Source organism: Pseudooceanicola sp. DL12 (assembly GCF_056270665.1).
The window spans coordinates 3,607,684-3,627,821 of the sequence record NZ_CM149884.1 but is presented as its reverse complement, the minus strand read 5'-3'; the positions used below and the strand labels follow the sequence as shown (position 1 = coordinate 3,627,821).

Below are 20,138 nucleotides of genomic sequence, written 5' to 3'. Positions count from 1 at the left end.
AGGGCGGCCCCGGTGGCCGCCCTTTTCATGGGGACGCCGGTCTGCCTGCCGCTACTGCGGCTGCGGCCGCAGGCGGTGGAACATGTCGATGTCCTCGAGCGTGATCCAGCCGGACAGGATGACCGCGGCGATCACCACGAAGAGCAGGGTGCCGATCCCGGTGGTGATCAGCACCTTGGCCTTCAGGTGATGCACCTCGGGCGAGCCGGACTGGGTGCCCGGCGTGACCTCGCCCAGGTCCTGCTGGGTCTTCAGGCGCAGCGGCAGCACGATGAAGAAGGTCAGCCACCAGATCACCGCATAGAGGACGATGGCCGAGGTGATGCCCATCTCAGACCTGCTCCAGCTCGATCAGCGTGCCATTGAAATCCTTGGGGTGCAGGAAGAGCACCGGCTTGCCATGGGCGCCGATCTTCGGCTCTCCGGTGCCGAGCACCCGGGCGCCGGTGGATTGCAGGTGATCGCGGGCGGCCAGGATGTCGTCGACCTCGTAGCAGACATGGTGGATGCCGCCGGAGGGGTTCTTGTCGAGGAAGCCCTGGATCGGGCTGTTTTCGCCCAGCGGATAGAGCAGCTCGATCTTGGTATTGGGCAGCTCGATGAAGACGACCGTGACGCCGTGGTCGGGCTCGTCCTGCGGCGCGCCGACCTTGGCACCCAGGGCGGTCTCGTATTGCGCCGAGGCCGCGGCCAGGTCCGGCACGGCGATGGCAACGTGATTCAGGCGTCCGATCATTGGGTCCTCCGATTCCCTTCCTCTTCCCTCGGTTATCGCGCCCGGTTCCCCCCCGCGCAAGCCGCGCGAACGCCCGCAACGAGACGTAAACGCACCGATGGCCGCTTAACGTCTCGTTAGCCAAGGGGCCCTAGCTTCGATCCTGCAGACACCACCGAATCCCCCCTTGGACAGTCAGAAGGACATCCGATGGACCCGCTTGAAGCCATGATGGCCCCCACCGCCAGCCGCCCCATGCTGGGCATGACCGTTCTGGTCGTCGAAGATTCCCTCTTTGCCTCCGAGGCGTTGCGCCTGCTGTGCCTGCGCTCGGGCGCACGGATCCGCCGCGCGGATTGCCTGAAGTCGGCGCGACGCCACCTTCAGGTCTATCGTCCGACGGCCATCATCATCGACATGGGGCTGCCGGACGGATCCGGGCTGGAGCTGATCGAGCAGCTGTCGCGGGGCGTGCCCAAGGTGGGCGTGATCGTCGGCATGTCCGGCGACATCGGCATGGAGGAGGAGGCGCTGAGCGCCGGTGCGGATTGCTTCCTGTCGAAACCCCTCACCAGCTTGGGGGTGTTCCAGTCGACGATCCTGTCGCACATGCCGCCGGAATACCGCATTCCCGGCCCGCGGCCCGTCACTTCGGAGGATGTGGAACCGGACCAGGTGGCCTATCGCGACGACATGGCCCATGCGGCCGAGATGCTGCGCGAGATGCCCGATGATGCGGTGCTGAGCTATCTGACGCAATTCCTGCGCGGCGCGGCGAAATGCGCCGGCGACCGACCGATGCAGAAGGCCGTGGAACGGCTTGCCGCGGCCCGCGACGACGGCGCGGTGCCGGGGCCCGAGGTCTCGGCCCTGGCCGGACTGCTGCAGGAACGTATCGGCCAGCGCATGGCGATCTGAGCCGGCAGGGGCGCCTGCCAGGGCCCTGGGAAAGGCCCGGCGCGCTCTTTCATTTTCCCGAAATGCACGATGGCGCCTCGCGCGGAAGTCATCCCTCAGCACGCCGATGGGGCCTGCCCGCGGCAAGCGGCGGCTGGTCGCGGTGGGCGGCGGGACTGGCATCCCCGGGAAGACTGTCCTTCCCGGAAAAGGACGGAATGCTGGAAATGAAAAAGGTGCGCGCTCCGCGAGGAGACGCGCACCTTTTCGTAGGGGAGGCCGCGAGAGCGCGGGCCGCTTGCGGCCGCCGCCGCAGGGGAGCGCAGCAGCCGGGCCGTACCGTCGCGGGCCTGCCCCGGTGTCCGCCCGCCGGAAGCCGGCGGACCTGGGTCCGGATTAGGCGTTTTCGCTGACCGGGGCCGCGATCTTTGCGGTCACTTCGACCAGGCGCTTGGCCTGGTGGGCCACGGCGGCCTTGGAGGCGTCGCTGTATTCACCCTGGATGATGGAGGCACCGTAGGGGTTGCCGCCGGCCTCTGCGATCGAGGCGTCGGTGAAGCCCGGCGTCACCAGGATTGCACCCCAGTGCATGATCGAGGTGTAGAAGCTGAGCAGGGTGGATTCCATGCCGCCGTGACGGTTGCCGGCCGAGGTGGAGGCGGTCACGGTCTTGTTGGCCAGGCCGCCCTGGGCCCAGACACCGCCGAGGGTGTCGATGAAGGCGCGCATCTGCGAGGGGGCACCGCCGAAACGGGTGGGGAAGGAGAAGAAGTAGCCGTCTGCCCATGCCATGTCCTCGGGGGTGGCGACGGGGGTGTCGGCGGTCTTGTCCTGAACGGCCTTCCAGGGCGCCTGGGTGTCGATCACCTCTTGCGGGGCGGTCTCTGCCACTTTCAGCAGGCGCACTTCGGCGCCGGCTTCGCGGGCGGCCTTCGCGGCATCTTCGGCAACGGCCAGGTTGGTGCCGTAGGTGGAATAGTAGATGATTGCGATCTTGGGCGCGGTCATTCGATGATCTCCGTGCATGGGAATGGGTTGCAGTCAGGTTTGCTTGGCCCGAAAGCTATGCCTCTACGGGCCCTCTGGCGACTGGCGCAAACGCAAACCTTCTGTGCATTGCTGCACGGCAGCGTCAGCGGAAGGGCACGCCGTGCGCCCAAACGGTGAGCGAAATTCTCTCTCCGGTTGTAACCGGTGTGACCCGGTGCAGCGCAAAGGAGGGAAACAGCACCGCGGTGCCCTGTTTCAATGGTGCGCTGCGGGGAAAGGAATCGTACCAGACCTCGAGCGCGCCGCCCTGATAGGCCGCTTCGTCGGAGAGCTGGGCCACCAGGGTCAGCTTGCGCCGGGCAGCCAGGCGCCCCTCGCCGATGTCGGAATGCCAGCCGAAATGGCCCTCGCGCTCTGCGCCGTAGCGGGCGATCTGCGGGCTCTCGGAAAAATCCTGGAGGTCGAAGTCGAAGACCTCGCGGTTGGCGACCCGCACCAGGTCGATCAGGCGGTCCATCACCCAGTCGGTGCCCTCGACATCGTCGACCCAGACCAGGTCGGCGCGGCGCAGGTTGTGGTCGCGGGCCTGCCGGACAAGGCCGGCATCCTGCTTGGGCGCCTCGGCGGCGATCCGGCAGAGGGTCGCGCATTCGGCGGGGGTGAAGGCATCGGGAATGGTGTGGAAGGTGATCATCGGTGCAGTCGCAAGAGGAAAGACGGACGACCATATGCCCCGCGGCCCGGCGGCGCTGCGCGGTTTGCGACGCGGATGCGTCGTTTTCGGTGGGCGGTGGCCTGCCGTCAGGTCACGTCGAATCCGCAGCGGCAGAGCGCGCGCACCACCCGGTCGACCTTGACCGGGTTGCCGTCGATCCGGGGCAGGCCCGCCGCGACCTGGGCCGCGAGATAGCCGGTGGCCTTGAGCGGATAGCGGCGCTCGCCGAAGGTCAGGTAGCGGCTGCCGGGCATGCGGCGGCCGGTGCGCTCGCGCAGCCACTCCTCGCCATGGCGGTCGATCAGCCGGATGGCGGTGATCACCTGCGCCCGGGTCAGGTGGTCGAAGGCCTTTTGCAGCAGGTCCGGATGAAGCCGTTCGGGAGGGGTGTCTAGATCGCGCATGGGTAAAGGGGTGCCTAGCGTGGTTAATTTTGCGTTAATGCGCGCAGGTGCGGCAAAGCCCCTTCTGCGGTGCAGCGATGCGATTTATTATGTTTTTCATATATTTCTTTTGCCATATGCGATTTCGGCACAGGCGCCATTTCGCAGCCGCAAATGCCTCATTCCGGGGCGAAATGGCCATTGCGACATGCAGCGGGCAGAGAATGCGCGCGGTCACGGGGCCGCCGCGCCGCAAGGCGGGGCCTCGGGGCGCGGCAGGGATGCCGCGAAAGGACCGGGACCGGTGGCCTAGCCGTCGTCGCGCCAGCGGTTGGCGATGGGATAGCGCCGGTCGAGCCAGAAGGCGCGTTTCGTCAGCCGGGCGCCGGGCGCGGACTGGAAGCGCTTGTATTCGCTGATGTAGAGCAGCCGCTCGACCTGTTTCGCATCGGCGCGGGAATAGCCCGCGGCGACGCAATCGGCGATCGAGGCCTCCTGATCCACCAGCAGGTCGAGCAGGGCATCCAGCACCGGGTAATCGGGCAGCGAGTCGCTGTCCTTCTGGTCCGGGCGCAGCTCGGCCGAGGGCGGCTTGCTGATGATGCGCTCGGGCACCACCTCGGCCTCCGGCCCCATCATCCAGGGACGGTGGTTGGCATTGCGCCAGCGGCAGGTTTCGAACACCCGGGTCTTGTAGAGATCCTTGATCGGGTTGTAGCCGCCGGCCATGTCGCCGTAGATCGTGGCATAGCCCACGGCCACCTCGGACTTGTTGCCGGTGGTCAGCAGCATCTCTCCGAACTTGTTCGACATCGCCATGAGGAGCAGGCCGCGCAGGCGCGACTGGATGTTCTCCTCGGTCAGGTCGGCATCGCGGCCTGCAAAGAGCGGCGCGAGGGTGCGGGTGATGGCGTCGCGGCCCTCGGTGATGGGCACGTAATCATAGTGCACACCGAGCGCCTTTGCGGCGGCCTCGGCATCCTCCAGCGAGTGCTGCGAGGTGTACTCCGAAGGCAGCATGACGCAGCGCACGTTTTCGGGCCCCAGCGCATCGGTGGCGATGGCGGCGACGAGCGCGGAATCGATGCCGCCGGACATGCCCAGCAGCACCTTGCCGAAGCCGGTCTTGCGGCAATAGTCGCGCAGCGCCTCGACCATGACGCGGTAATCCTGTTCCCAGTCGTCGGGGATACGGGCCTTGGGCCCCTCGCTGATGCGCCAGCCTTCTGGCGTGCGGGTCAGGTCGACATGGGCGATCTCCTCGTCGAAGACCGGCATGTGGAAGGCCAGCGCCCCGCCGGGGTTCAGCCCGAAGGAACCGCCGTCGAAGACCTGGTCGTCCTGGCCGCCCACCATGTTCAGGTAGATCAGCGGCAGGTCGGTCTCGACCACGCGGGCGACCATGTGGTTGAAACGCACGTCCATCTTGCCGCGGTGATAGGGCGAGCCGTTGGGCACCAGCAGGAATTCCGCGCCGGTCTCGGCCAGGGTCTCGGCCACCTCGGGGTGCCAGGCATCCTCGCAGATCGGCATGCCGACGCGGGTATTGCCCACGGCGATCGGCCCGCCGAGGGGGCCGGTATCGTAGAGGCGCACCTCGTCGAAGACGTCGTTGTTGGGCAGGTTGTGCTTGAGCACCCGCGAGACGACGCGACCGCCGGTGCAGATGTGATAGGCGTTGTAGAGGCCGGTGCCCTCGACCCAGGGGCCACCGATGGCGAGCGTCGGGCCATCGGCACATTCCGTGGCCAGGGCCTCGATCGCGGCAATGGCGGCCTGGTGAAAGGCGGGCTTCTCGATCAGGTCCTGGGTCTGGTAGCCGGTGATGAACATCTCGGGCAGGGCCACCAGGTCGGCGCCGGCGTCGCGCCCGGCCTGCCAGGCGGCGCGCGCCTTGGCGGCATTGCCGGCGATGTCGCCGACGGTCGGGTTGTACTGGGCCAGCGTGATGCGGAAGCTGTCGGCCATGGGAGCCCTCATTTTCGCGTGATCTGTCACGGTATCCGTCTTGCCCCCGGGGGGCTTTCCGCCTGATTACCGGCATGGCGGCGCAGAGGAAAGGCGATTTGCCGAAAGGCGTTGTATCACCCAGCGCCGTCGCTTAGGTTTTTGCCAATCCGCGAGCTAGGACCGATCCCAGCCAGGGATGGCGGGTTCAGGGAGAGACGATGGCATACAGGCTGAAGACCCTCATCGCCGCCGGCGCCGCCGGCCTTGTGATGGCCGCTGCGCCCGGTTTCGCGCAGGACAGCAATGTTCAGACAAAGCAGTACGACGACGGTGGCGTCTACGAGGGCACGTTCAAGAACGGGCTGCAGGACGGTATCGGCACCTACCGGCTGCCCAATGGCTATGAATATTCCGGCCAGTGGGTGCAGGGCGAGATCCGCGGCCAGGGCCGCGCGCGCTTCCCCAACGGCTCGGTCTATGACGGCGAGTTTGCCAAGGGCAAGCCCGAGGGCACCGGTCGAATCGTCTTCTCGGACGGTGGCACCTACGAGGGCGAGTGGGTCGACGGCAAGATCACCGGCGAAGGGATCGCCGAATATGCCAACGGCGTGCGCTACGAGGGCAGCTTCCGCAACGCGCTGCACGACGGCAAGGGCCGGATGGAGAACCCCGACGGCTATGTCTACGAGGGCGACTGGGTCAATGGCGTCAAGGAGGGCAAGGGCAAGATCACCTATCCCGACGGCGCCACCTATGAAGGCGATATCGTCAACGGCGTGCGCGACGGCCAGGGCACGCTGATCATGGCCGACGGGCTGTCCTATACCGGCGCCTGGAAGGACGGGCAGATCAGCGGCGAGGGCAAGCTGACCCAGCCCAACGGCGACATCTACGAAGGCACGCTTGTCGACGGCAAGCGCCAGGGGCAGGGCCGCGTGACCTATGCCAACGGCGACATCTACGAGGGCAGCTTCGTCGATGACCGCCGCGAGGGGCCGGGCACCTTTACCGGCGCCGACGGCTATCGCTACGAGGGCACCTGGGTTGCCGACAAGATTTCCGGCGATGGCTCCGTGACGTTCCCCGACGGCTCTGTCTATGTCGGCCAGTTCAAGGACGACCTGGCCAATGGCAAGGGCAAGATCACCTATCCCGATGGTGCGACCTACGAGGGCGACTGGGTGAACGGGGTGATCGACGGCGAGGGCGTGGCCACCTTCCCCTCGGGCGTGCGCTACGAGGGCGGTTTCAAGAACGCCAGGAACAACGGCTACGGCGTGATGACCCATGCCGACGGCTATCGCTACGAGGGCAACTGGGTCGATGGCCAGCGCCAGGGCAAGGGCAAGGCGACCTTCCCGGGCGGCATGGTCTACGAGGGCGATTTCGTCGACGGCAAACGCGACGGCATCGGCACGATCACCATGGCCGACGGCTTCTCCTACGAGGGAGAGTGGAAGGACGGCGAGATGACCGGCCGGGGCCGCGCGACCTATGTCAACGGCGACGTTTACGAGGGCATGTTCGACCAGGGCCGCCGCCAGGGCGAGGGCACGCTGACCTATGCCTCGGGCGAGGTGCTGACCGGCATTTGGGTCGATGGCGCGCTGGAGCAGGACGAGACCCCGCAGGCCACCCCGAACGAAGGTGACCCGGTACCGGAAACCGCCCCCGAGGAGCCTTCTCCGGAGGAAACGCCGGACGAGGCGCCAGCCGAGTGACAAGATTTTCAGGGCCCTGCCGCAAAGGCAGGGCCCTTTTCACGTCTGAAGAGAAGATGAAGGACACGAAGACATGACTGCCCCGATCACCACACAGACGCTGACGTACCGGGCCGGCGATGCCGAATGCATCGGCTACCTGGCCTGCCCCGGCACGCCCGGGCCGCATCCCGGCGTGCTGGTCACCCCCGCCTTCTCGGGCCTGTCAGACCTCGAGCGCGGCTTTGCTGAGCGGCTGGCCGAGATGGGCTATGCCGCGCTGGGCGTCGATTACTATGGCGGCGGCACCCGCGCCACGACGCGCGAGGAGGCGGGCGCACTGATGCAGGCGCTGAACGGCGACCGGGTGCTGCTGGCCGCGCGCATGGAGGGGGCGCTGGCAGCGCTCAAGGCGCAATGCGGCGTCGACGCGACGCGCACCGCGGCCATCGGCTTCTGCTTCGGCGGCAAGGCGGTGCTGGACCTGGCGCGGGCAGGCGCCGATTTTCGCGCCGGGGCGAGCTTTCACGGCATCTTCGATGCACCGCCCGCGGGATCGCAGCAGATGAAGGCGGCGCTGCTGGTGCTGCATGGCTGGGACGATCCGCTTGCCCCTCCCGAGGCCGTCACGGCCCTGGCGGCCGAGCTGACGGCGCATTGCCCCGACTGGCAGATCCAGGCCTTCGGGCACACCGGCCATGCCTTTACCAACCCGGGTGCCAATGCCCCCGGCATGGGCTACTCCGAGCAGGCCAGCACCCGCGCCTGGCAGGCGCTCTACCGGTTCCTGGAAGAGAAGCTGGCCTGAGGGGCGCGCTCTGTTCGGGAGCCCCGTTCCGGTATCCGGTGCAGAATGAAAAACCGCCCCGAAGCGAGCTTCGGGGCGGTTTGTGTTTTTGCCGATCGCCCTGCGATCAGAGCTGTTCCATGACCTCGTCGGCGGCCTCGAAATTGGCCGTGACGCGCTGGACGTCGTCGTCGTCCTCTAGCGCATCGATCAGCTTCATCAGCTTCTGCATGCCTTCCAGGTCCATCTCGGTGGTGGTGGTCGGCTTCCAGATCAGCTTGGTCGAGTCACTTTCGCCCAGCTCGGCTTCCAGCGCGGTGGCAACCTCGTTGAGGTCGGTATCCGCGCAGTAGATCACGTGGCCGTCCTCGGAGCTTTCCACGTCCTCGGCGCCGGCCTCGATCGCGGCCATCATCACCGTGTCCGCATCGCCGACGGAGGCGGGGTAGGTCACCTCGCCCTTGCGTTCGAACATGAAGCCAACCGAGCCGGTTTCGCCCAGGTTGCCGCCGTTCTTGGAGAAGGTCGAGCGCACGTTGGAGGCGGTCCGGTTCAGGTTGTCGGTCATCGCCTCGACGATGATCGCCACGCCGTTCGGGCCATAGCCCTCATAGCGGATTTCCTTGTAGTCGTCGCCTTCGCCCGCCTGCGATTTCTTGATCGCGCGGTCGATCACGTCCTTGGGGACGGAGTTCGACTTGGCTTCCTTCACCGCCAGCCGCAGCCGGGGGTTCTTGTCGGGATCGGGGTCGCCCATCTTGGCGGCGACGGTGATCTCCTTGGAGAGTTTCGAAAACAGCTTGGACCGCGCGGCGTCCTGACGACCCTTGCGGTGCTGAATGTTTGCCCATTTAGAGTGGCCGGCCATCGGTGCCTCCATGCTCCTGAATTCCTGCGTCGCGTCTCTATATTGCAGGCCCCCCATGGGCTGCAAGGCGTCTTGCGGGCGCTTGACCCCCGTGGGGGGCGAAAAACCGGGGGTTTTGGCCCTTTTCCGGCGGGGTGGCCGCCCGGACCCGCCCCGGCCGGAGGCAAATTCGCGCCGGGGCGCATGAATTTCCTGTGCCGAGTGGCAGGGCGCGCGCTAGATCTTGAGGATGACCAGTGACCAGATGATCCTCTTCGCCCTCTTCTTTGCCGTCTTCGTCCTGCTGATCTGGGGGCGCTGGCGCTATGACCTCGTGGCCTTTGCGGCGCTGATGGCGGGGGTGGCGCTCGGCGTGGTGCCCTACGAGGACGCCTTTGCCGGCTTCGGGCACGAGGCCACGCTGGTGGTGGCGCTGGTGCTGATCATCTCGGCCGGGCTGGTGCGCTCGGGGGCGGTCTACATGATCACCCGCACGCTGGTCGACAGCGGCCGCAGGCTGGGCCTGCACATCGCGCTGATGGGGGGCATCGGGGGCGTGCTCTCTGCCTTCATGAACAATGTCGCGGCGCTCGCGCTGCTGATGCCGGTGGACATCCAGACGGCCAAGAAGGCCGGCCGCGCGCCGGGCCTGTCGCTGATGCCGCTCAGCTTTGCCACCATCCTGGGCGGCATGGCCACGCTGATCGGCACGCCGCCCAACATCATCATCGCCACCATCCGGGCCGAGAACCTGGGCGAGCCCTTCTCGATGTTCGATTTCGCCCCGGTGGGCGGGCTGACGGCGCTGGTGGGCCTGGTCTTCGTGGCCTTCATCGGCTGGCGCCTGATCCCCAAGCCGGAAACCGCCAGCCTGAGCGACAAGGAAATCGCGCAATACGTGGCCGAACTGACGGTACCCGAGGACAGCAAGCAGATCGGCAAGCGGGTCTTCGAGCTGAGCGAGGCGGCAGAGAAGACCGACGTGGCGATCCTGGGCCTGATCCGCGACGGCAAGCGCCTCTATGGCCGGGCGCGCAACACCCGCATCCAGGCCGGCGATGCGCTGGTGCTCGAGGCGGTGCCCGAGGCGCTGGACGAGTTCCGCGCCGCGCTGAACCTGGGCCTGGCCGAGAAGGCGCGCGAGGAGGCCCTGCGCGCGGATGGCGAGGGGCTCGACATCCTCGAGGTGGTGGTGCCCACCGATGCGATGATCTCCGGCAAGACGGCGATGTCCGTGGGCCTGTCCTGGCGCCACCGGGCGGTGCTGCTGGGCATCTCGCGGCAGGGCAAGCGCATCACCCAGGAGGTCCGCAAGACCCAGATCCGCCCCGGCGACCTGCTTCTGCTGCTGGTGCCCAAGGACCAGGGCGCCGAGATCTCGGAGTGGCTGGGCACGATGACCCTGGCCGACCGCGGCCTGGCCGTGACCGAATACACCAAGATGACCGGTGCCATCGGCATCTTTGCCGCCGCCATCGCCGCCGCCAGCTTCGGCCTCGTGCACCTGCCCATTGCCCTGGGCTTCGTGGTGATCGCCTACCTCCTGCTGCGCATCGTGCCGGTGCAGGAGGTCTATGATCACGTGGAATGGCCCGTGGTGGTGCTGCTCGGCTCGATGATCCCGCTCGGCACCGCGCTGGAAACCTCCGGCGGCACCGAGCTGATCGCCAACGGCCTTGTCTCGCTCACCACCGGCTGGCCCGCCTGGGCGATCCTGACGGCGCTGATGGTGGTCACGATGACGCTGTCGGACGTGCTGAACAACACCGCCACCGCCATCGTCGCCGCGCCCATCGGCATCTCCATGGCGGCCTCGCTCGGGGTCTCGCCCGATCCCTTCCTGATGGCGGTCGCCGTGGCGGCCAGCTCGGCCTTTCTCACCCCCATCGGGCACAAGAACAACACGCTGATCCTCGGCCCCGGCGGCTATCGCTTTGGCGATTACTGGCGCATGGGCCTGCCGCTGGAGATCCTCGTGGTGGTGGTCTCGATCCCGCTGATCCTGTTGTTCTGGCCGCTCTGACGCGAAGATACGGTCAAATTCACCGATTTGATCAGGATCAAAGTGCGACTCGATTCGACTCTCTAGACATGGTCCCACGCCGCCCGTTCAGGGCGCGACAGGCTGAAGTTCGAAGGGAGGTCCATATGAAACCGCTCGGAGATGCGACCGAACACTACTGGCTGGTGCAACGCATGGCCAAGGTGCTGGACCGCGATCTGCCTGCCGCGATGAGTGACGGACGGCTTGAAACGGAAGAATGGGCGGCCATGGTCGAGCGCTGCCGCGGATGCCAGGTGACATGCGCCTGCCGCGACTGGCTGGACCGCGCCGAGATCGAGGGCGAGGCCCGCGCCAAGGCGATCCGGGGCTGTGAAAACGCCCTGGTGTTCGACCGGATCTGACGGATCCGGCGAGAGAAACAGACAAGGGCCCACGGGCCCGGCAATGAAACTCAGGTACGGGAGTGATCAGAGATGGGATTTTTCACGAAACTCGACCAGCACGCCGACCTGATGGGTGGCATGGCAGACCGCGTCGGCGTCGACCTGGCGGACTACATGAGCAACCACCCCTACGAGGCTGGCAGCTATCGCTCGGCCCTGTTCAGCTGCACCGCCTGTGAAAAGGGCGAGCAATGCAGGATGTGGCAGGAGACCCACGATCATGCTGCCAAGGCGCCCGGCTATTGCCGGAACGCCGACTGGTTCAGGACCCTGGCCGCCGAGTAAGGCCCGGGATCCGAAGGGACCGCCGCTTGGTCCCGGCATCGTCAGGTATCGTCCAGGGGAGCGGATCGATACCAAGGCAGTGATGATGTGTGGCGACGCGGCGTATCTTGCCGGCGCGGAGGGTTTTACCCCCGCGCCGGTTTTTCCTTGTCCGGTGCGAAGAGGCGGCGGCGGCCTGCAGGCCCGCGCGCCAGCCTGTCCGGGTCAGGCCGGTTCAGCCGGTGATCCGGCCCCAGAGGTCGTATTCGCTGGCCTCGTCCACCTCGACGGTGACGATGTCGCCGGGCTTCAGATGTTCGAAATTCTCGTCGATGAAGAGGTTGCCGTCGATCTCGGGCGCATCGGCCCAGGTGCGGCAGGTGGCGGCCTCGTCATCGACCTCGTCGACGATCACCTGCAGTGTCTTGCCGACCTTGGCCGCCAGCTTGGCCTCGGAAATCGCCTGGGCCTTCTCCATGAAACGGTCCCAGCGCTCCTGCTTGACCTCGTCGGGCACGTGGTCGGGCAGGTCGTTCGACCGCGCTCCGGCGACGTTCTCGTACTGGAAGCAGCCGACCCGGTCGAGCTGCGCCTCGTCGAGCCAGTCGAGCAGGTAGTCGAACTCGGCCTCGGTCTCGCCCGGATAGCCCACGATGAAGGTCGAGCGCAGGGTGATGTCGGGGCAGTCGGCGCGCCAGGCGGCGATCTCGTCGAGCGTCTTCGCGCTGGCCGCGGGCCGGGCCATGCGCTTCAGCACGTCGGGGTGGCCATGCTGGAAGGGGATGTCGAGGTAGGGCAGGATGCCGTTCGACGGATCCGCCATCAGCGGGATCAGTTGCCGGACATGGGGGTAGGGATAGACGTAGTGCAGCCGCACCCAGGCGCCCAGGCTGCCCAGATCACGCGCAAGGTCGGTGATATGGGCGCGGTGGCCGCGCTCCTCGGCGTGCTTGATGTCCACGCCATAGGCCGAGGTGTCCTGGCTGATCACCAGCAGCTCCTTCACGCCCGCATCAACCAGGCGCTCGGCCTCGCGCACCACCGCATGGGCCGGACGCGACACCAGCCGCCCGCGCATGTCGGGGATGATGCAGAACTTGCACTTGTGATTGCAGCCCTCGGAAATCTTCAGATAGCTGTAGTGCCGGGGTGTCAGGCTGACGCCCGAGGCCGGCAGCAGGTCGACGAAGGGGTCGGGGGCCGGGGGCACGGCCTTGTGCACAGCATCGAGGACCTGCTCGTACTGATGCGGCCCGGTGACGGCCAGCACCTTGGGGTGGGTGCCGGTGATGTACTCGGGCTCGGCGCCCAGGCAGCCGGTCACGATCACCCGGCCATTCTCGGCCAGGGCCTCGCCGATGGCCTCCAGGCTCTCGGCCTTGGCGCTGTCGAGGAACCCGCAGGTGTTCACGATCACCGCATCCGCGCCCTCGTAGCCCGGGCTGATGGCATAGCCCTCGGCGCGCAGGCGGGTCAGGATCCGCTCGCTGTCGACAAGGGCCTTGGGGCAACCGAGGCTGACCATGCCGAGCGACGGCTGACCCTCACGGGCGGGCGCATCCCCCAGCCGGGCGGCGGGGGCGAGATCGGGGCGGAGGTTTGGCGGGTTCTGCGACATGGCGGGGCCTATACAGCAAGTCCTGGCTCAGGGGAAACGGGATGATGGCCGGGCCTTGCCCGTCCAGCCTCCGGCGGGGATATTTATGGCCAGATGATGGAGCATCCCGGCTCCCCTGTCATCTGGCCGGAAATATCCCGGGGATGAATTGCGCCCGCAGGGGGCAAGAAGGGGCAGCGCCCCTTTGGCCCGGAAAGCAAAATGCGCCCCGGTCGGGACGCATTCGCTGTCAGGGGAGGGAGGCGGCTCAGCGCTTGCGGTCGCGGCGCGAGGACATCGGTTGGAAGGCCACGCCCACATGGGCCTCGCAATAGGGCTTGCCCGCCTGCACCGGCAGGCCGCAGAACCAGAAGTCCTCGGTGGCCGGGTCGCCCACGGGCCATTTGCAGGTGCGCTCGGTCAGCTCCATCAGCGTCAGGCGCTTGGCCTTCTTCTCGATCTCGCTGACCTTGGCCAGGGCCTCGGGGCTGATCTCGTTGGCCGAGGGCTGTGGCGGCAGCGGCTGGCCGGCGGGAATGATCGCCTTGCGCGCCGGAGAGGGCGAGGGCGCGGCAGAGGCCGCGGGCGCCGGCTGCGGTGCGGGCTTCGGCTCTTCGGTCTTGGCCTCGGGCGCCTCGCGCTTGGGCGCCGCGGGCTTGGCCTTGGCCTCGGGCTTGGCGGCGGGCTGGGCGGCCGGGGCGCTGCCGCCGCCGCCGGAGCGGTTCGACAGGCCGAGACGATGCACCTTGCCGATCACCGCGTTGCGGGTGACACCGCCCAGCTCCTTGGCGATCTGGCTGGCCGACTGGCCTTCACTCCACATCTTCTTCAGAAGCTCAACGCGTTCATCGGTCCAGGACATACGGGCCCTCCAGGGTTCTCGGCGACCGCGGGGGCGGTCATGAATGATGTTCCAACGGCAACGGGGGCCGCATCGTGGATGCCGCCCGGATCGTCGTCAGATCCCCTATTTTAATCACCCCTGCGGCGGATACAAGGTGACTCCGGCCGTGGGTGCGGAAAACTGGGCCAGGTGTCACCGCAGCCCCATCTCGCCCAGCCAGTCCCTGCCGGCCCGGGTGACGGCCTCGCGCACTGCCCGGCCGATCGCCTCGCCCGGGGCGGTGTGCAGCCCGGCATAAGGCAGGGGGGCGGTGCCCCTTGGCGCGGCAAGGCACAGGCAGTCGGTGCCGGTGCCCGTGGCCTGGCCGCTGGGCAGGCTCACCTGCAGGTCCATCACCGCGGCGGTGCGGGCCTCGGCGGCGATGCTCAGCGCCTCGATCAGCGCCGGCTGCGTCAGCGGATGCGACAAACGCACCGCGATGTTGATGGTGCCCCAGTGGTTGCGGGCATCGCCGGCAAGCCGCGTGCCCACGGCCTCGGCGTTCGACAGCCCCACGGTGGCCAGCACCTCGGCCGTCACGCCCTCGGCCCCGGCCGTTTCGGTGACGTACTGGCCGACATCGCGCGAGGTCAGCATGGTGACCGCATCGCCGGCATCCCGGGCGGCGAGCGCGCCTGAGAGCCAGTCGCTCACGTCGAAATCGGCTGTCAGGTCTTCGTCGCGCACAGCGCGCCAGAGGATCCGCCGGGCGGTGACGAAACCGGGGCGGTGCACGGCCCAGGAGAGCACGTCATGATCGCCGCCCAGGTCCGCCTCCAGCCAGGGCGCATCGAGCGTGACGCGCATCAGAGCCGCCCCACCGGCTGCACGATCAGCCCGTCCGGCCCCTCGGCCATGTGCAGGCGGATGCCGAAGGCGCGGGAGAGTTCCGGGGCGCGGAGCACATCCTGCGGGGCACCGTCGAGGCGCAGCTGCCCGCCCTCCAGCAGCACAAGCCGGGTGCAATGCTGCGCGGCCAGCCCGAGGTCGTGCATGGTGACCAGCACCGCTCCGCCCGCGCGCGCATGGGCGGCAAAGGTCTCCATCGCCACGATCTGCGCCTCAGGGTCGAGGCCTGCCGCGGGCTCGTCGGCCACGATCAGCGGGGTTTCCTGCGCCAGCACGCGGGCCAGCATCACCCGCGCCTGTTCCCCGCCCGACAGGCTGGTGACCGCGCGGTGGCGAAAGCTCTCGAGCCCCATCTGCGCGATGGCGGCATTCACCGCCTGCCGGTCGGCCGTGGCGCCGGCGCCGGGATGGGCGTTGCGCGCCAGCGCCACCACGTCCTCCACCGGCAGGGGCCAGGCGACCTCGCGCGTCTGGGGCAGGTAGGCGGCGGCCCTTGCCCGGGCAGCAGCGCCGAGCGCGTCGAGCGAGGAGCGGCCGGAATGCGCCTGCAGGCCGAGGGCCGCGCGCATCAGGGTGGTCTTGCCGGCGCCGTTCGGCCCGATCAGCCCGACGACCTCGCCGGGGGTGATCTTCAGGTCGATGCGGTCGAGCACCGCCTTGCCGCCACGGGTCACGCCGAGGGAGGTTAGCTCCAGCATCACAGGGCCCTCGCGCGGGATTTCAGGATCAGGGCGAGGAAGAAGGGCGCGCCCACCAGCGCCGTCAGCACCCCGAGCTTCAGGTCGCGGTCGGGCGCGATCAGGCGCACGGCGATATCGGCGGCAAGGACCATGGCCGCGCCGCCGAGGGCCGAGGCCACCAGCAGCCGCGAGGGCCGCCCCCCCACCAGGGGCCGGAGCAGGTGCGGCACCACGAGGCCGACGAAGCCGATGGTGCCGGCCACCGCCGTGGCGGCCCCCACCATCATCGCCGTGCCGCAGACCAGCGCCAGCCGCAGCGGCGCCAGGCGGATGCCCATGGTGGCCGCCGCATCCTCGCCGAGGCTGAGCGCATCGAGACCGCGCCCCTGAGCCAGGATCAGCGCGCCGCCCAGTGCGATGAAGGGCAGGGCGATCCAGACATCGGTCATCGAGCGGTCGGCGAGCGAGCCCATCATCCAGAAGACGATCTCGCTGGCGGCAAAGGGATTGGGAGAGAGGTTCAGCACCAGCGCCGTGCCCGCGCCCGCGAGCGCCGAAATGGCGATGCCGGCAAGGATCAGCGTTACCGAATTGCCGCCCGGCCCCGCCAGCGCCAGCAGCGCCAGCACCGACAGGAAGGCCATGGCCAGCGCCGCCAGCGGCAGCGCCAGGGCAAAGGCCGCCGCCGCGCCCGTCTGCAGCGCGATCACCGCGCCGAGCGCCGCCGAGGCCGAGGTGCCGATCAGCCCCGGCTCGGCCAGCGGGTTGCGCAGCAGCCCCTGAAGGCCCGCGCCGCCGAGGCCGAGCGCCGCGCCCACCAGCACGCCCAGCAGGGCACGCGGCAGGCGGATCTCGCGCATCACCAGCGTCGCGGCATGGCCCTCGCCCGCCAGCAGCGCGCGCAGGCTGTCGCCGAGGCCGATGGCCGCAGGCCCGACCATCAGAGAGATGACGAAGAGCACCGCCACCAGCAGTGCCAGCGCGGCCAGCACCATGGGATAGCGCCGGGGCGCCATCGGCAGGCGGTGCGGGGTGTCTGCAGCGGTGGTCATGGCGTCATCCCGTCGCGCAGATCGCGCAGTTTTTCAACGGCTTTCAGCACCTGCGGTGTGCCACAGACCCAGTCGCTGTCGGCCAGCGGCGCGGCGGGGCGCTCGGAGAGCATGGCCTTCAGTGCCGGATGGCTCAGGATCTCCTCGCTGCGGGAATGGCCCGGATAGGCGCCGCCGCGGATCACCGCATCGGGCTCTGCCATGACGAGGCTCTCCAGCGGCATGACGCCGCTCGTCTCGTTGATGTTGTCAAAGCCCGCGGCCTGCAGGATCTGCCCGGCCAGCGAATGATCGCCAGAGGAATAGCCGTTGGCATAGTAGAGCGCGGCGCTGGGCCGGGTGGCCAGTTCCTCCTGCAGGGCGGCAAGCCGTGCCTCGAAATCCGCGGCCATGGTCTCTGCCTCGGCCTCGCGCCCGAGCGCTTCGCCCATGGCGCGCAGGTTGGCGCTGACATCGGCCATGGAACTGGCGGGGGCAAAGGTGATCACCGGGATGCCCAGCCGCTTCAGCAGCTCGACCGAGGCGCGGCGGGTATAGGTGCCGGCCAGCACGAGGTCGGGCTTCATCAGAAAGATTTCCTCGGCCTGGCCATAGTTTATCGGATAGTGCCTCGCCTCCTCGACCATCGCCGAGGTGCGCGGATCGAGCGCGATGTCGGAGACCGAGATCAGCTGCCCCGGCGCGGCCAGCATCATGGCGAGCTGATCGGTGCAGAGGTTCATCGACACCACCCGGCGGGGGGCAGCGGGCGCGGCGGGGGCATCGGCGGCCGCACTGAGGGGGGGGCCGAACAGTCCTCCGAACAGCCCCCCGATCAGCCCCGCGATCAGCGCGGGCGCCCCCATGCCCCGCAGGCTCACCACTGGGCGGCCAGCCCCACATAGGCGGTGCGGCCGCGCGCGGCATAGCCCCAGACGTCGTAGTAATCCTCGTCAAAGAGGTTCACCACGCGCGCGTTCAGCGTCACCACCTCGCTCAGCCGGTATTGCGCCGCCACGTTCACCACCGTGTAATCGGGCAGTTTCACCGTCTCGTAGGCGCCCCAGTACTGGGCGTCGTAATTGCCGGCCACGTGGCGGATGCTGGTGCTGAGCGTGGCGCGCCCGCCAAGGATCTCCTGTGCCACGTCGAGACCGAATTCGTGCTCGGGACGGCGCACCTCGACGGCGCCGTCGGGGCCCTCGGCATCGGTGTAGGTATAGGCCAGCTTCACCGTCAGCCCGTCCAGCGGCTTAACCGTGCCCGAGAGCTCGAGGCCCTGGCGCGGGCTGTCGCCCTCGACGTTCTCGTACATCGCCCGGCCATCGCCGGCGGCGCCGCTGACATAGGTGATCTCGTCGCTCAGCGTCTCGTTGAAATAGGTCAGGTCGACCACGCCGTTCAGCGCCGGGATCTGCGCCTCGATCCCGAGGTCCCAGCCGCGGTTGATCTCGGGGCTCAGGTCGGGGTTGCCCACGGTCCAGCTGTCATTCGCATAGAGCTCGTAGAACGAGGGGTTCACCACCGCCTTGCCGCCCGAGGCATGCAGCCGCAGCCCGCCCGAGAGCTGGTAGCTCGCGCCGATGTTCCAGCTGGTGTCATCGGCAAAGGCATTGTTCACGTCGTGCCGCACCCCGGCCTGCAGCTCCAGCCCCTCCATCAGCTCGCCCCGGTATTCCGCGGCATAGGAGGTGGTGCGCCGGGTCTCGCCCTCGGCGGTCGAGGAGGTATCCTCGCGGCCCTCCACCATCACGGTCAGCGACTGCGCGGCGTATTCCAGCGGCTGGCCGTCGAGCGAGATGCCCATGCGGTACTTCAGCCGGTCGGTCTCGCCGCGGGTGCGGTCGCTGTTGTAGGGCGTGCTCTCGATCACGCTGCCCTGGTATTCCAGGTGCTGCGTCACCCGTCCGTCGAGCATCTCGTAATCCGCCCAGAGCGCGCCGGTGGTCTCGGTCTGATCGGTATGGGGCGCGGTGTCGTCCACCACGTAGCTCGCCGCATCGGTCGCGGAATAGCTCTCGCTGTCCCAGTCGTAGTGGCTCTCGACCCGGCGCAGCGTGGCCCCGAACGAAAGGTCCGCCGTGGCCTGCCAGTCGCCCTTGAGGGTAAAGCCCTTGCGGCGGATCGCATCCTTTTCGCCTCCGCTGCCAGAGACGTCATAGCCGTGGTCGTTGCTGTCAAAGAGCGTCAGGGCCAGCCCGCCGTTCTCGGTCCGCTGGCTGACGTTGGCGCTGGCGCTGGTGCCGTCGCCGATCTCCACCGCGCCGCCGTAGTGCAGGCCGGGTTTCGCCTCGCGGGTGATGATGTTGATCACCCCGGTCGAGGCGTTCGAGCCGTAGAAGGCCGATTGCGGCCCGCGCAGCACCTCGATGCGCTCGATGTCGGCGGTGTTCAGCCCGGTCAGCACGTATTCGCCCGACCCGCCCTCGGCCTGCACCCCGTCGATCAGGATCAGCGTGTGGCTGGCCTCGCCGCCGCGGATGCGCACCTGGGTATTGGCGGCGCCGGCCGAGCTGACGGAAACGCCGGGCAGGGCGCGCAGGGCCTCCTGAACCGTGGTGATGCCGCGCTCCTCGATCTCCTCTGCCGTCACCACGCTCACCGCGCGGCCATAGGCGCTGGCCGCGAGCGGCGTCAGACCGGCCGAGATGATGATCGGGTCGAGGGTGATGATCTCGCTCTCTTCGGCCCGCAGGGCAGGAGCGGTGATCATCGACAGGCCAAGGGCCGTGGCCGAAGCGCTGGCCAGGAGCGAAGTTTTGCGTGTCATGTCGTGCCTTTCCGGAGCTGTCCGGTCGGTCGGGCCATGGGGCCCGGGATCAGGGAATGCGGGAAAGGCTGGGGGCGCTTTCCGCAGGGGGTGAATGTCACCGCTGCGGAGGCTCCGCTTCCCGGGCACGCCCCGCGCCGGAAATGGGTGATCGCCCTGGCAGGTCTCCTGGCTCGCGGGTCGGGGCTCGGGCCTGCCTTCCCGGCCCTCTCGGGGCCAGTGGCGCATCGGCCGTCGCTCGCCGCTTACAGTTGCGGGGGCAGCCGCGGCATGGGCCGGAAATGGCCGTACCGCGTTCCCTTTTCATCCGGAGAGGCTCCGGAACCAAAGCGCGGCCCTTGTGCCGCAGGGCCGGGGGCCGAGTCAATTGCCGACGCGGCGGCCGGCCCTGCGGCCCGGTTCGCGATCGCCGCTTGATCCGGCCCGCCGCAACCGGCACTCTGGCCCGGTCAGGTGCCGCCGGGGCGATCCGGTGGAGAATCGGGAAGCCGGTGCAAATCCGGCGCGGGCCCGCCGCTGTAAGGGGGACCGGACGGACAGATGTCACTGGGCCATGGCCCGGGAAGACGTCCCGACGGGGTGATCCCAAGCCAGAAGACCGGCCTGATGACATCCGTTGCGCGGCTGGACCC

20 protein-coding genes and 2 riboswitches are annotated in these 20,138 nt (G+C 68.3%); of the genes, 6 read left to right on the top strand and 14 right to left on the bottom strand.

Features of this window, described 5'->3' with window-relative positions:
• Positions 1-51: 51 nt before the first annotated feature.
• Both AC0WR5_RS16905 and mce read right to left on the bottom strand, forming a co-directional pair.
• Positions 52-330 carry a DUF1467 family protein gene (locus AC0WR5_RS16905; RefSeq protein ID WP_475864881.1) on the bottom strand — a complete coding sequence of 93 codons (279 nt, stop codon included), beginning with the start codon at positions 328-330 and terminating at the stop codon, positions 52-54.
• Position 331: 1 nt separating this feature from the next.
• Positions 332-736 carry a methylmalonyl-CoA epimerase gene (mce, locus tag AC0WR5_RS16900; RefSeq protein ID WP_475864879.1) on the bottom strand — a complete coding sequence of 135 codons (405 nt, stop codon included), beginning with the start codon at positions 734-736 and terminating at the stop codon, positions 332-334.
• A 189-nt stretch (positions 737-925) separates the two neighbouring features.
• Between mce and AC0WR5_RS16895 the strand changes: the two genes are divergently transcribed.
• Entirely contained in the window at positions 926-1,633 is a 708-nt protein-coding gene (locus tag AC0WR5_RS16895) for a response regulator (protein ID WP_475864877.1), read from the top strand.
• 375 nt (positions 1,634-2,008) lie between these two features.
• Here AC0WR5_RS16895 and wrbA read toward each other — a convergent pair whose 3' ends face one another.
• The 4 genes from wrbA to AC0WR5_RS16875 all read right to left on the bottom strand — a co-directional run bounded on the left by wrbA (position 2,009) and on the right by AC0WR5_RS16875 (position 5,668).
• A complete protein-coding gene (wrbA, locus tag AC0WR5_RS16890; RefSeq protein WP_475864876.1) occupies positions 2,009-2,620 on the bottom strand; it encodes an NAD(P)H:quinone oxidoreductase in 612 nt (203 codons plus the stop codon).
• A gap of 124 nt (positions 2,621-2,744) precedes the next feature.
• Complete coding sequence (locus AC0WR5_RS16885; RefSeq protein WP_475864874.1) at positions 2,745-3,296, bottom strand: 2OG-Fe(II) oxygenase; 552 nt, start codon at positions 3,294-3,296, stop codon at positions 2,745-2,747.
• Between the two features lie 107 nt (positions 3,297-3,403).
• A complete protein-coding gene (locus AC0WR5_RS16880) occupies positions 3,404-3,721 on the bottom strand; it encodes a ScoMcrA-related endonuclease (protein ID WP_475864873.1) in 318 nt (105 codons plus the stop codon).
• A 288-nt stretch (positions 3,722-4,009) separates the two neighbouring features.
• The gene (locus AC0WR5_RS16875; protein ID WP_475864871.1) at positions 4,010-5,668 is read right to left on the bottom strand and encodes an NAD+ synthase; all 1,659 of its coding nucleotides are present in this window, start codon (positions 5,666-5,668) and stop codon (positions 4,010-4,012) included.
• Between the two features lie 200 nt (positions 5,669-5,868).
• Here AC0WR5_RS16875 and AC0WR5_RS16870 point away from each other — a divergent pair, with 200 nt between their 5' ends.
• Together AC0WR5_RS16870 and AC0WR5_RS16865 are read left to right on the top strand one after the other, a co-directional pair.
• Positions 5,869-7,371 (top strand): MORN repeat-containing protein, encoded by a 1,503-nt coding sequence (locus AC0WR5_RS16870; RefSeq protein ID WP_475864869.1) that lies wholly within the window; start codon positions 5,869-5,871, stop codon positions 7,369-7,371.
• A gap of 73 nt (positions 7,372-7,444) precedes the next feature.
• Positions 7,445-8,158: a dienelactone hydrolase family protein gene (locus AC0WR5_RS16865; RefSeq protein ID WP_475864868.1), complete on the top strand. Its 714-nt coding sequence runs from the start codon at positions 7,445-7,447 to the stop codon at positions 8,156-8,158.
• Positions 8,159-8,264: 106 nt separating this feature from the next.
• Here the strand turns inward: AC0WR5_RS16865 and AC0WR5_RS16860 are convergent, their stop codons facing one another.
• Entirely contained in the window at positions 8,265-9,005 is a 741-nt protein-coding gene (locus AC0WR5_RS16860) for a YebC/PmpR family DNA-binding transcriptional regulator (RefSeq protein WP_475869050.1), read from the bottom strand.
• Between the two features lie 229 nt (positions 9,006-9,234).
• On the opposite strand from AC0WR5_RS16860, the gene AC0WR5_RS16855 reads away from it, so the two are divergent.
• From AC0WR5_RS16855 to AC0WR5_RS16845, 3 genes are all read left to right on the top strand, one after another.
• Entirely contained in the window at positions 9,235-11,007 is a 1,773-nt protein-coding gene (locus AC0WR5_RS16855) for an SLC13 family permease (protein ID WP_475864866.1), read from the top strand.
• A gap of 125 nt (positions 11,008-11,132) precedes the next feature.
• A complete protein-coding gene (locus AC0WR5_RS16850; protein WP_475864864.1) occupies positions 11,133-11,390 on the top strand; it encodes a DUF6455 family protein in 258 nt (85 codons plus the stop codon).
• A gap of 72 nt (positions 11,391-11,462) precedes the next feature.
• Positions 11,463-11,717, top strand: a complete 255-nt coding sequence (locus AC0WR5_RS16845; protein ID WP_475864862.1) for a DUF6455 family protein — start codon at positions 11,463-11,465, stop codon at positions 11,715-11,717.
• 214 nt (positions 11,718-11,931) lie between these two features.
• Here the strand turns inward: AC0WR5_RS16845 and rimO are convergent, their stop codons facing one another.
• The 7 genes from rimO to AC0WR5_RS16810 all read right to left on the bottom strand — a co-directional run bounded on the left by rimO (position 11,932) and on the right by AC0WR5_RS16810 (position 19,506).
• Complete coding sequence (gene rimO, locus AC0WR5_RS16840) at positions 11,932-13,314, bottom strand: 30S ribosomal protein S12 methylthiotransferase RimO (RefSeq protein WP_475864860.1); 1,383 nt, start codon at positions 13,312-13,314, stop codon at positions 11,932-11,934.
• Positions 13,315-13,561: 247 nt separating this feature from the next.
• A complete protein-coding gene (locus tag AC0WR5_RS16835) occupies positions 13,562-14,155 on the bottom strand; it encodes a GcrA family cell cycle regulator (RefSeq protein ID WP_475864859.1) in 594 nt (197 codons plus the stop codon).
• Between the two features lie 174 nt (positions 14,156-14,329).
• Complete coding sequence (locus tag AC0WR5_RS16830; protein WP_475869049.1) at positions 14,330-14,986, bottom strand: adenosylcobinamide amidohydrolase; 657 nt, start codon at positions 14,984-14,986, stop codon at positions 14,330-14,332.
• Positions 14,983-15,723, bottom strand: a complete 741-nt coding sequence (locus AC0WR5_RS16825) for an ABC transporter ATP-binding protein (protein ID WP_475864857.1) — start codon at positions 15,721-15,723, stop codon at positions 14,983-14,985. Before AC0WR5_RS16825 ends, AC0WR5_RS16830 begins: the two co-directional genes overlap by 4 nt.
• Entirely contained in the window at positions 15,723-16,721 is a 999-nt protein-coding gene (locus AC0WR5_RS16820) for a FecCD family ABC transporter permease (RefSeq protein ID WP_475869048.1), read from the bottom strand. Before AC0WR5_RS16820 ends, AC0WR5_RS16825 begins: the two co-directional genes overlap by 1 nt.
• A gap of 32 nt (positions 16,722-16,753) precedes the next feature.
• Positions 16,754-17,620, bottom strand: coding sequence for an ABC transporter substrate-binding protein (locus AC0WR5_RS16815; protein ID WP_475864855.1), 867 nt, complete (start codon positions 17,618-17,620; stop codon positions 16,754-16,756).
• Complete coding sequence (locus tag AC0WR5_RS16810; RefSeq protein ID WP_475864853.1) at positions 17,614-19,506, bottom strand: TonB-dependent receptor plug domain-containing protein; 1,893 nt, start codon at positions 19,504-19,506, stop codon at positions 17,614-17,616. Before AC0WR5_RS16810 ends, AC0WR5_RS16815 begins: the two co-directional genes overlap by 7 nt.
• A gap of 141 nt (positions 19,507-19,647) precedes the next feature.
• Positions 19,648-19,850: riboswitch (cobalamin riboswitch) on the bottom strand.
• Between the two features lie 90 nt (positions 19,851-19,940).
• A riboswitch (cobalamin riboswitch) is annotated at positions 19,941-20,127 on the top strand.
• Positions 20,128-20,138 lie beyond the last annotated feature (11 nt).

What these genes read in the sequence shown, in the direction of transcription:
- AC0WR5_RS16905 (WP_475864881.1), bottom strand. Translation starts at nt 330, where the DNA reads ATGGGCATCACCTCGGCCATCGTCCTCTATGCGGTGATCTGGTGGCTG.
- mce (WP_475864879.1), bottom strand. Translation starts at nt 736, where the DNA reads ATGATCGGACGCCTGAATCACGTTGCCATCGCCGTGCCGGACCTGGCC.
- AC0WR5_RS16895 (WP_475864877.1), top strand. Translation starts at nt 926, where the DNA reads ATGGACCCGCTTGAAGCCATGATGGCCCCCACCGCCAGCCGCCCCATG.
- wrbA (WP_475864876.1), bottom strand. Translation starts at nt 2,620, where the DNA reads ATGACCGCGCCCAAGATCGCAATCATCTACTATTCCACCTACGGCACC.
- AC0WR5_RS16885 (WP_475864874.1), bottom strand. Translation starts at nt 3,296, where the DNA reads ATGATCACCTTCCACACCATTCCCGATGCCTTCACCCCCGCCGAATGC.
- AC0WR5_RS16880 (WP_475864873.1), bottom strand. Translation starts at nt 3,721, where the DNA reads ATGCGCGATCTAGACACCCCTCCCGAACGGCTTCATCCGGACCTGCTG.
- AC0WR5_RS16875 (WP_475864871.1), bottom strand. Translation starts at nt 5,668, where the DNA reads ATGGCCGACAGCTTCCGCATCACGCTGGCCCAGTACAACCCGACCGTC.
- AC0WR5_RS16870 (WP_475864869.1), top strand. Translation starts at nt 5,869, where the DNA reads ATGGCATACAGGCTGAAGACCCTCATCGCCGCCGGCGCCGCCGGCCTT.
- AC0WR5_RS16865 (WP_475864868.1), top strand. Translation starts at nt 7,445, where the DNA reads ATGACTGCCCCGATCACCACACAGACGCTGACGTACCGGGCCGGCGAT.
- AC0WR5_RS16860 (WP_475869050.1), bottom strand. Translation starts at nt 9,005, where the DNA reads ATGGCCGGCCACTCTAAATGGGCAAACATTCAGCACCGCAAGGGTCGT.
- AC0WR5_RS16855 (WP_475864866.1), top strand. Translation starts at nt 9,235, where the DNA reads ATGACCAGTGACCAGATGATCCTCTTCGCCCTCTTCTTTGCCGTCTTC.
- AC0WR5_RS16850 (WP_475864864.1), top strand. Translation starts at nt 11,133, where the DNA reads ATGAAACCGCTCGGAGATGCGACCGAACACTACTGGCTGGTGCAACGC.
- AC0WR5_RS16845 (WP_475864862.1), top strand. Translation starts at nt 11,463, where the DNA reads ATGGGATTTTTCACGAAACTCGACCAGCACGCCGACCTGATGGGTGGC.
- rimO (WP_475864860.1), bottom strand. Translation starts at nt 13,314, where the DNA reads ATGTCGCAGAACCCGCCAAACCTCCGCCCCGATCTCGCCCCCGCCGCC.
- AC0WR5_RS16835 (WP_475864859.1), bottom strand. Translation starts at nt 14,155, where the DNA reads ATGTCCTGGACCGATGAACGCGTTGAGCTTCTGAAGAAGATGTGGAGT.
- AC0WR5_RS16825 (WP_475864857.1), bottom strand. Translation starts at nt 15,723, where the DNA reads ATGCTGGAGCTAACCTCCCTCGGCGTGACCCGTGGCGGCAAGGCGGTG.
- AC0WR5_RS16820 (WP_475869048.1), bottom strand. Translation starts at nt 16,721, where the DNA reads ATGGCGCCCCGGCGCTATCCCATGGTGCTGGCCGCGCTGGCACTGCTG.
- AC0WR5_RS16810 (WP_475864853.1), bottom strand. Translation starts at nt 19,506, where the DNA reads ATGACACGCAAAACTTCGCTCCTGGCCAGCGCTTCGGCCACGGCCCTT.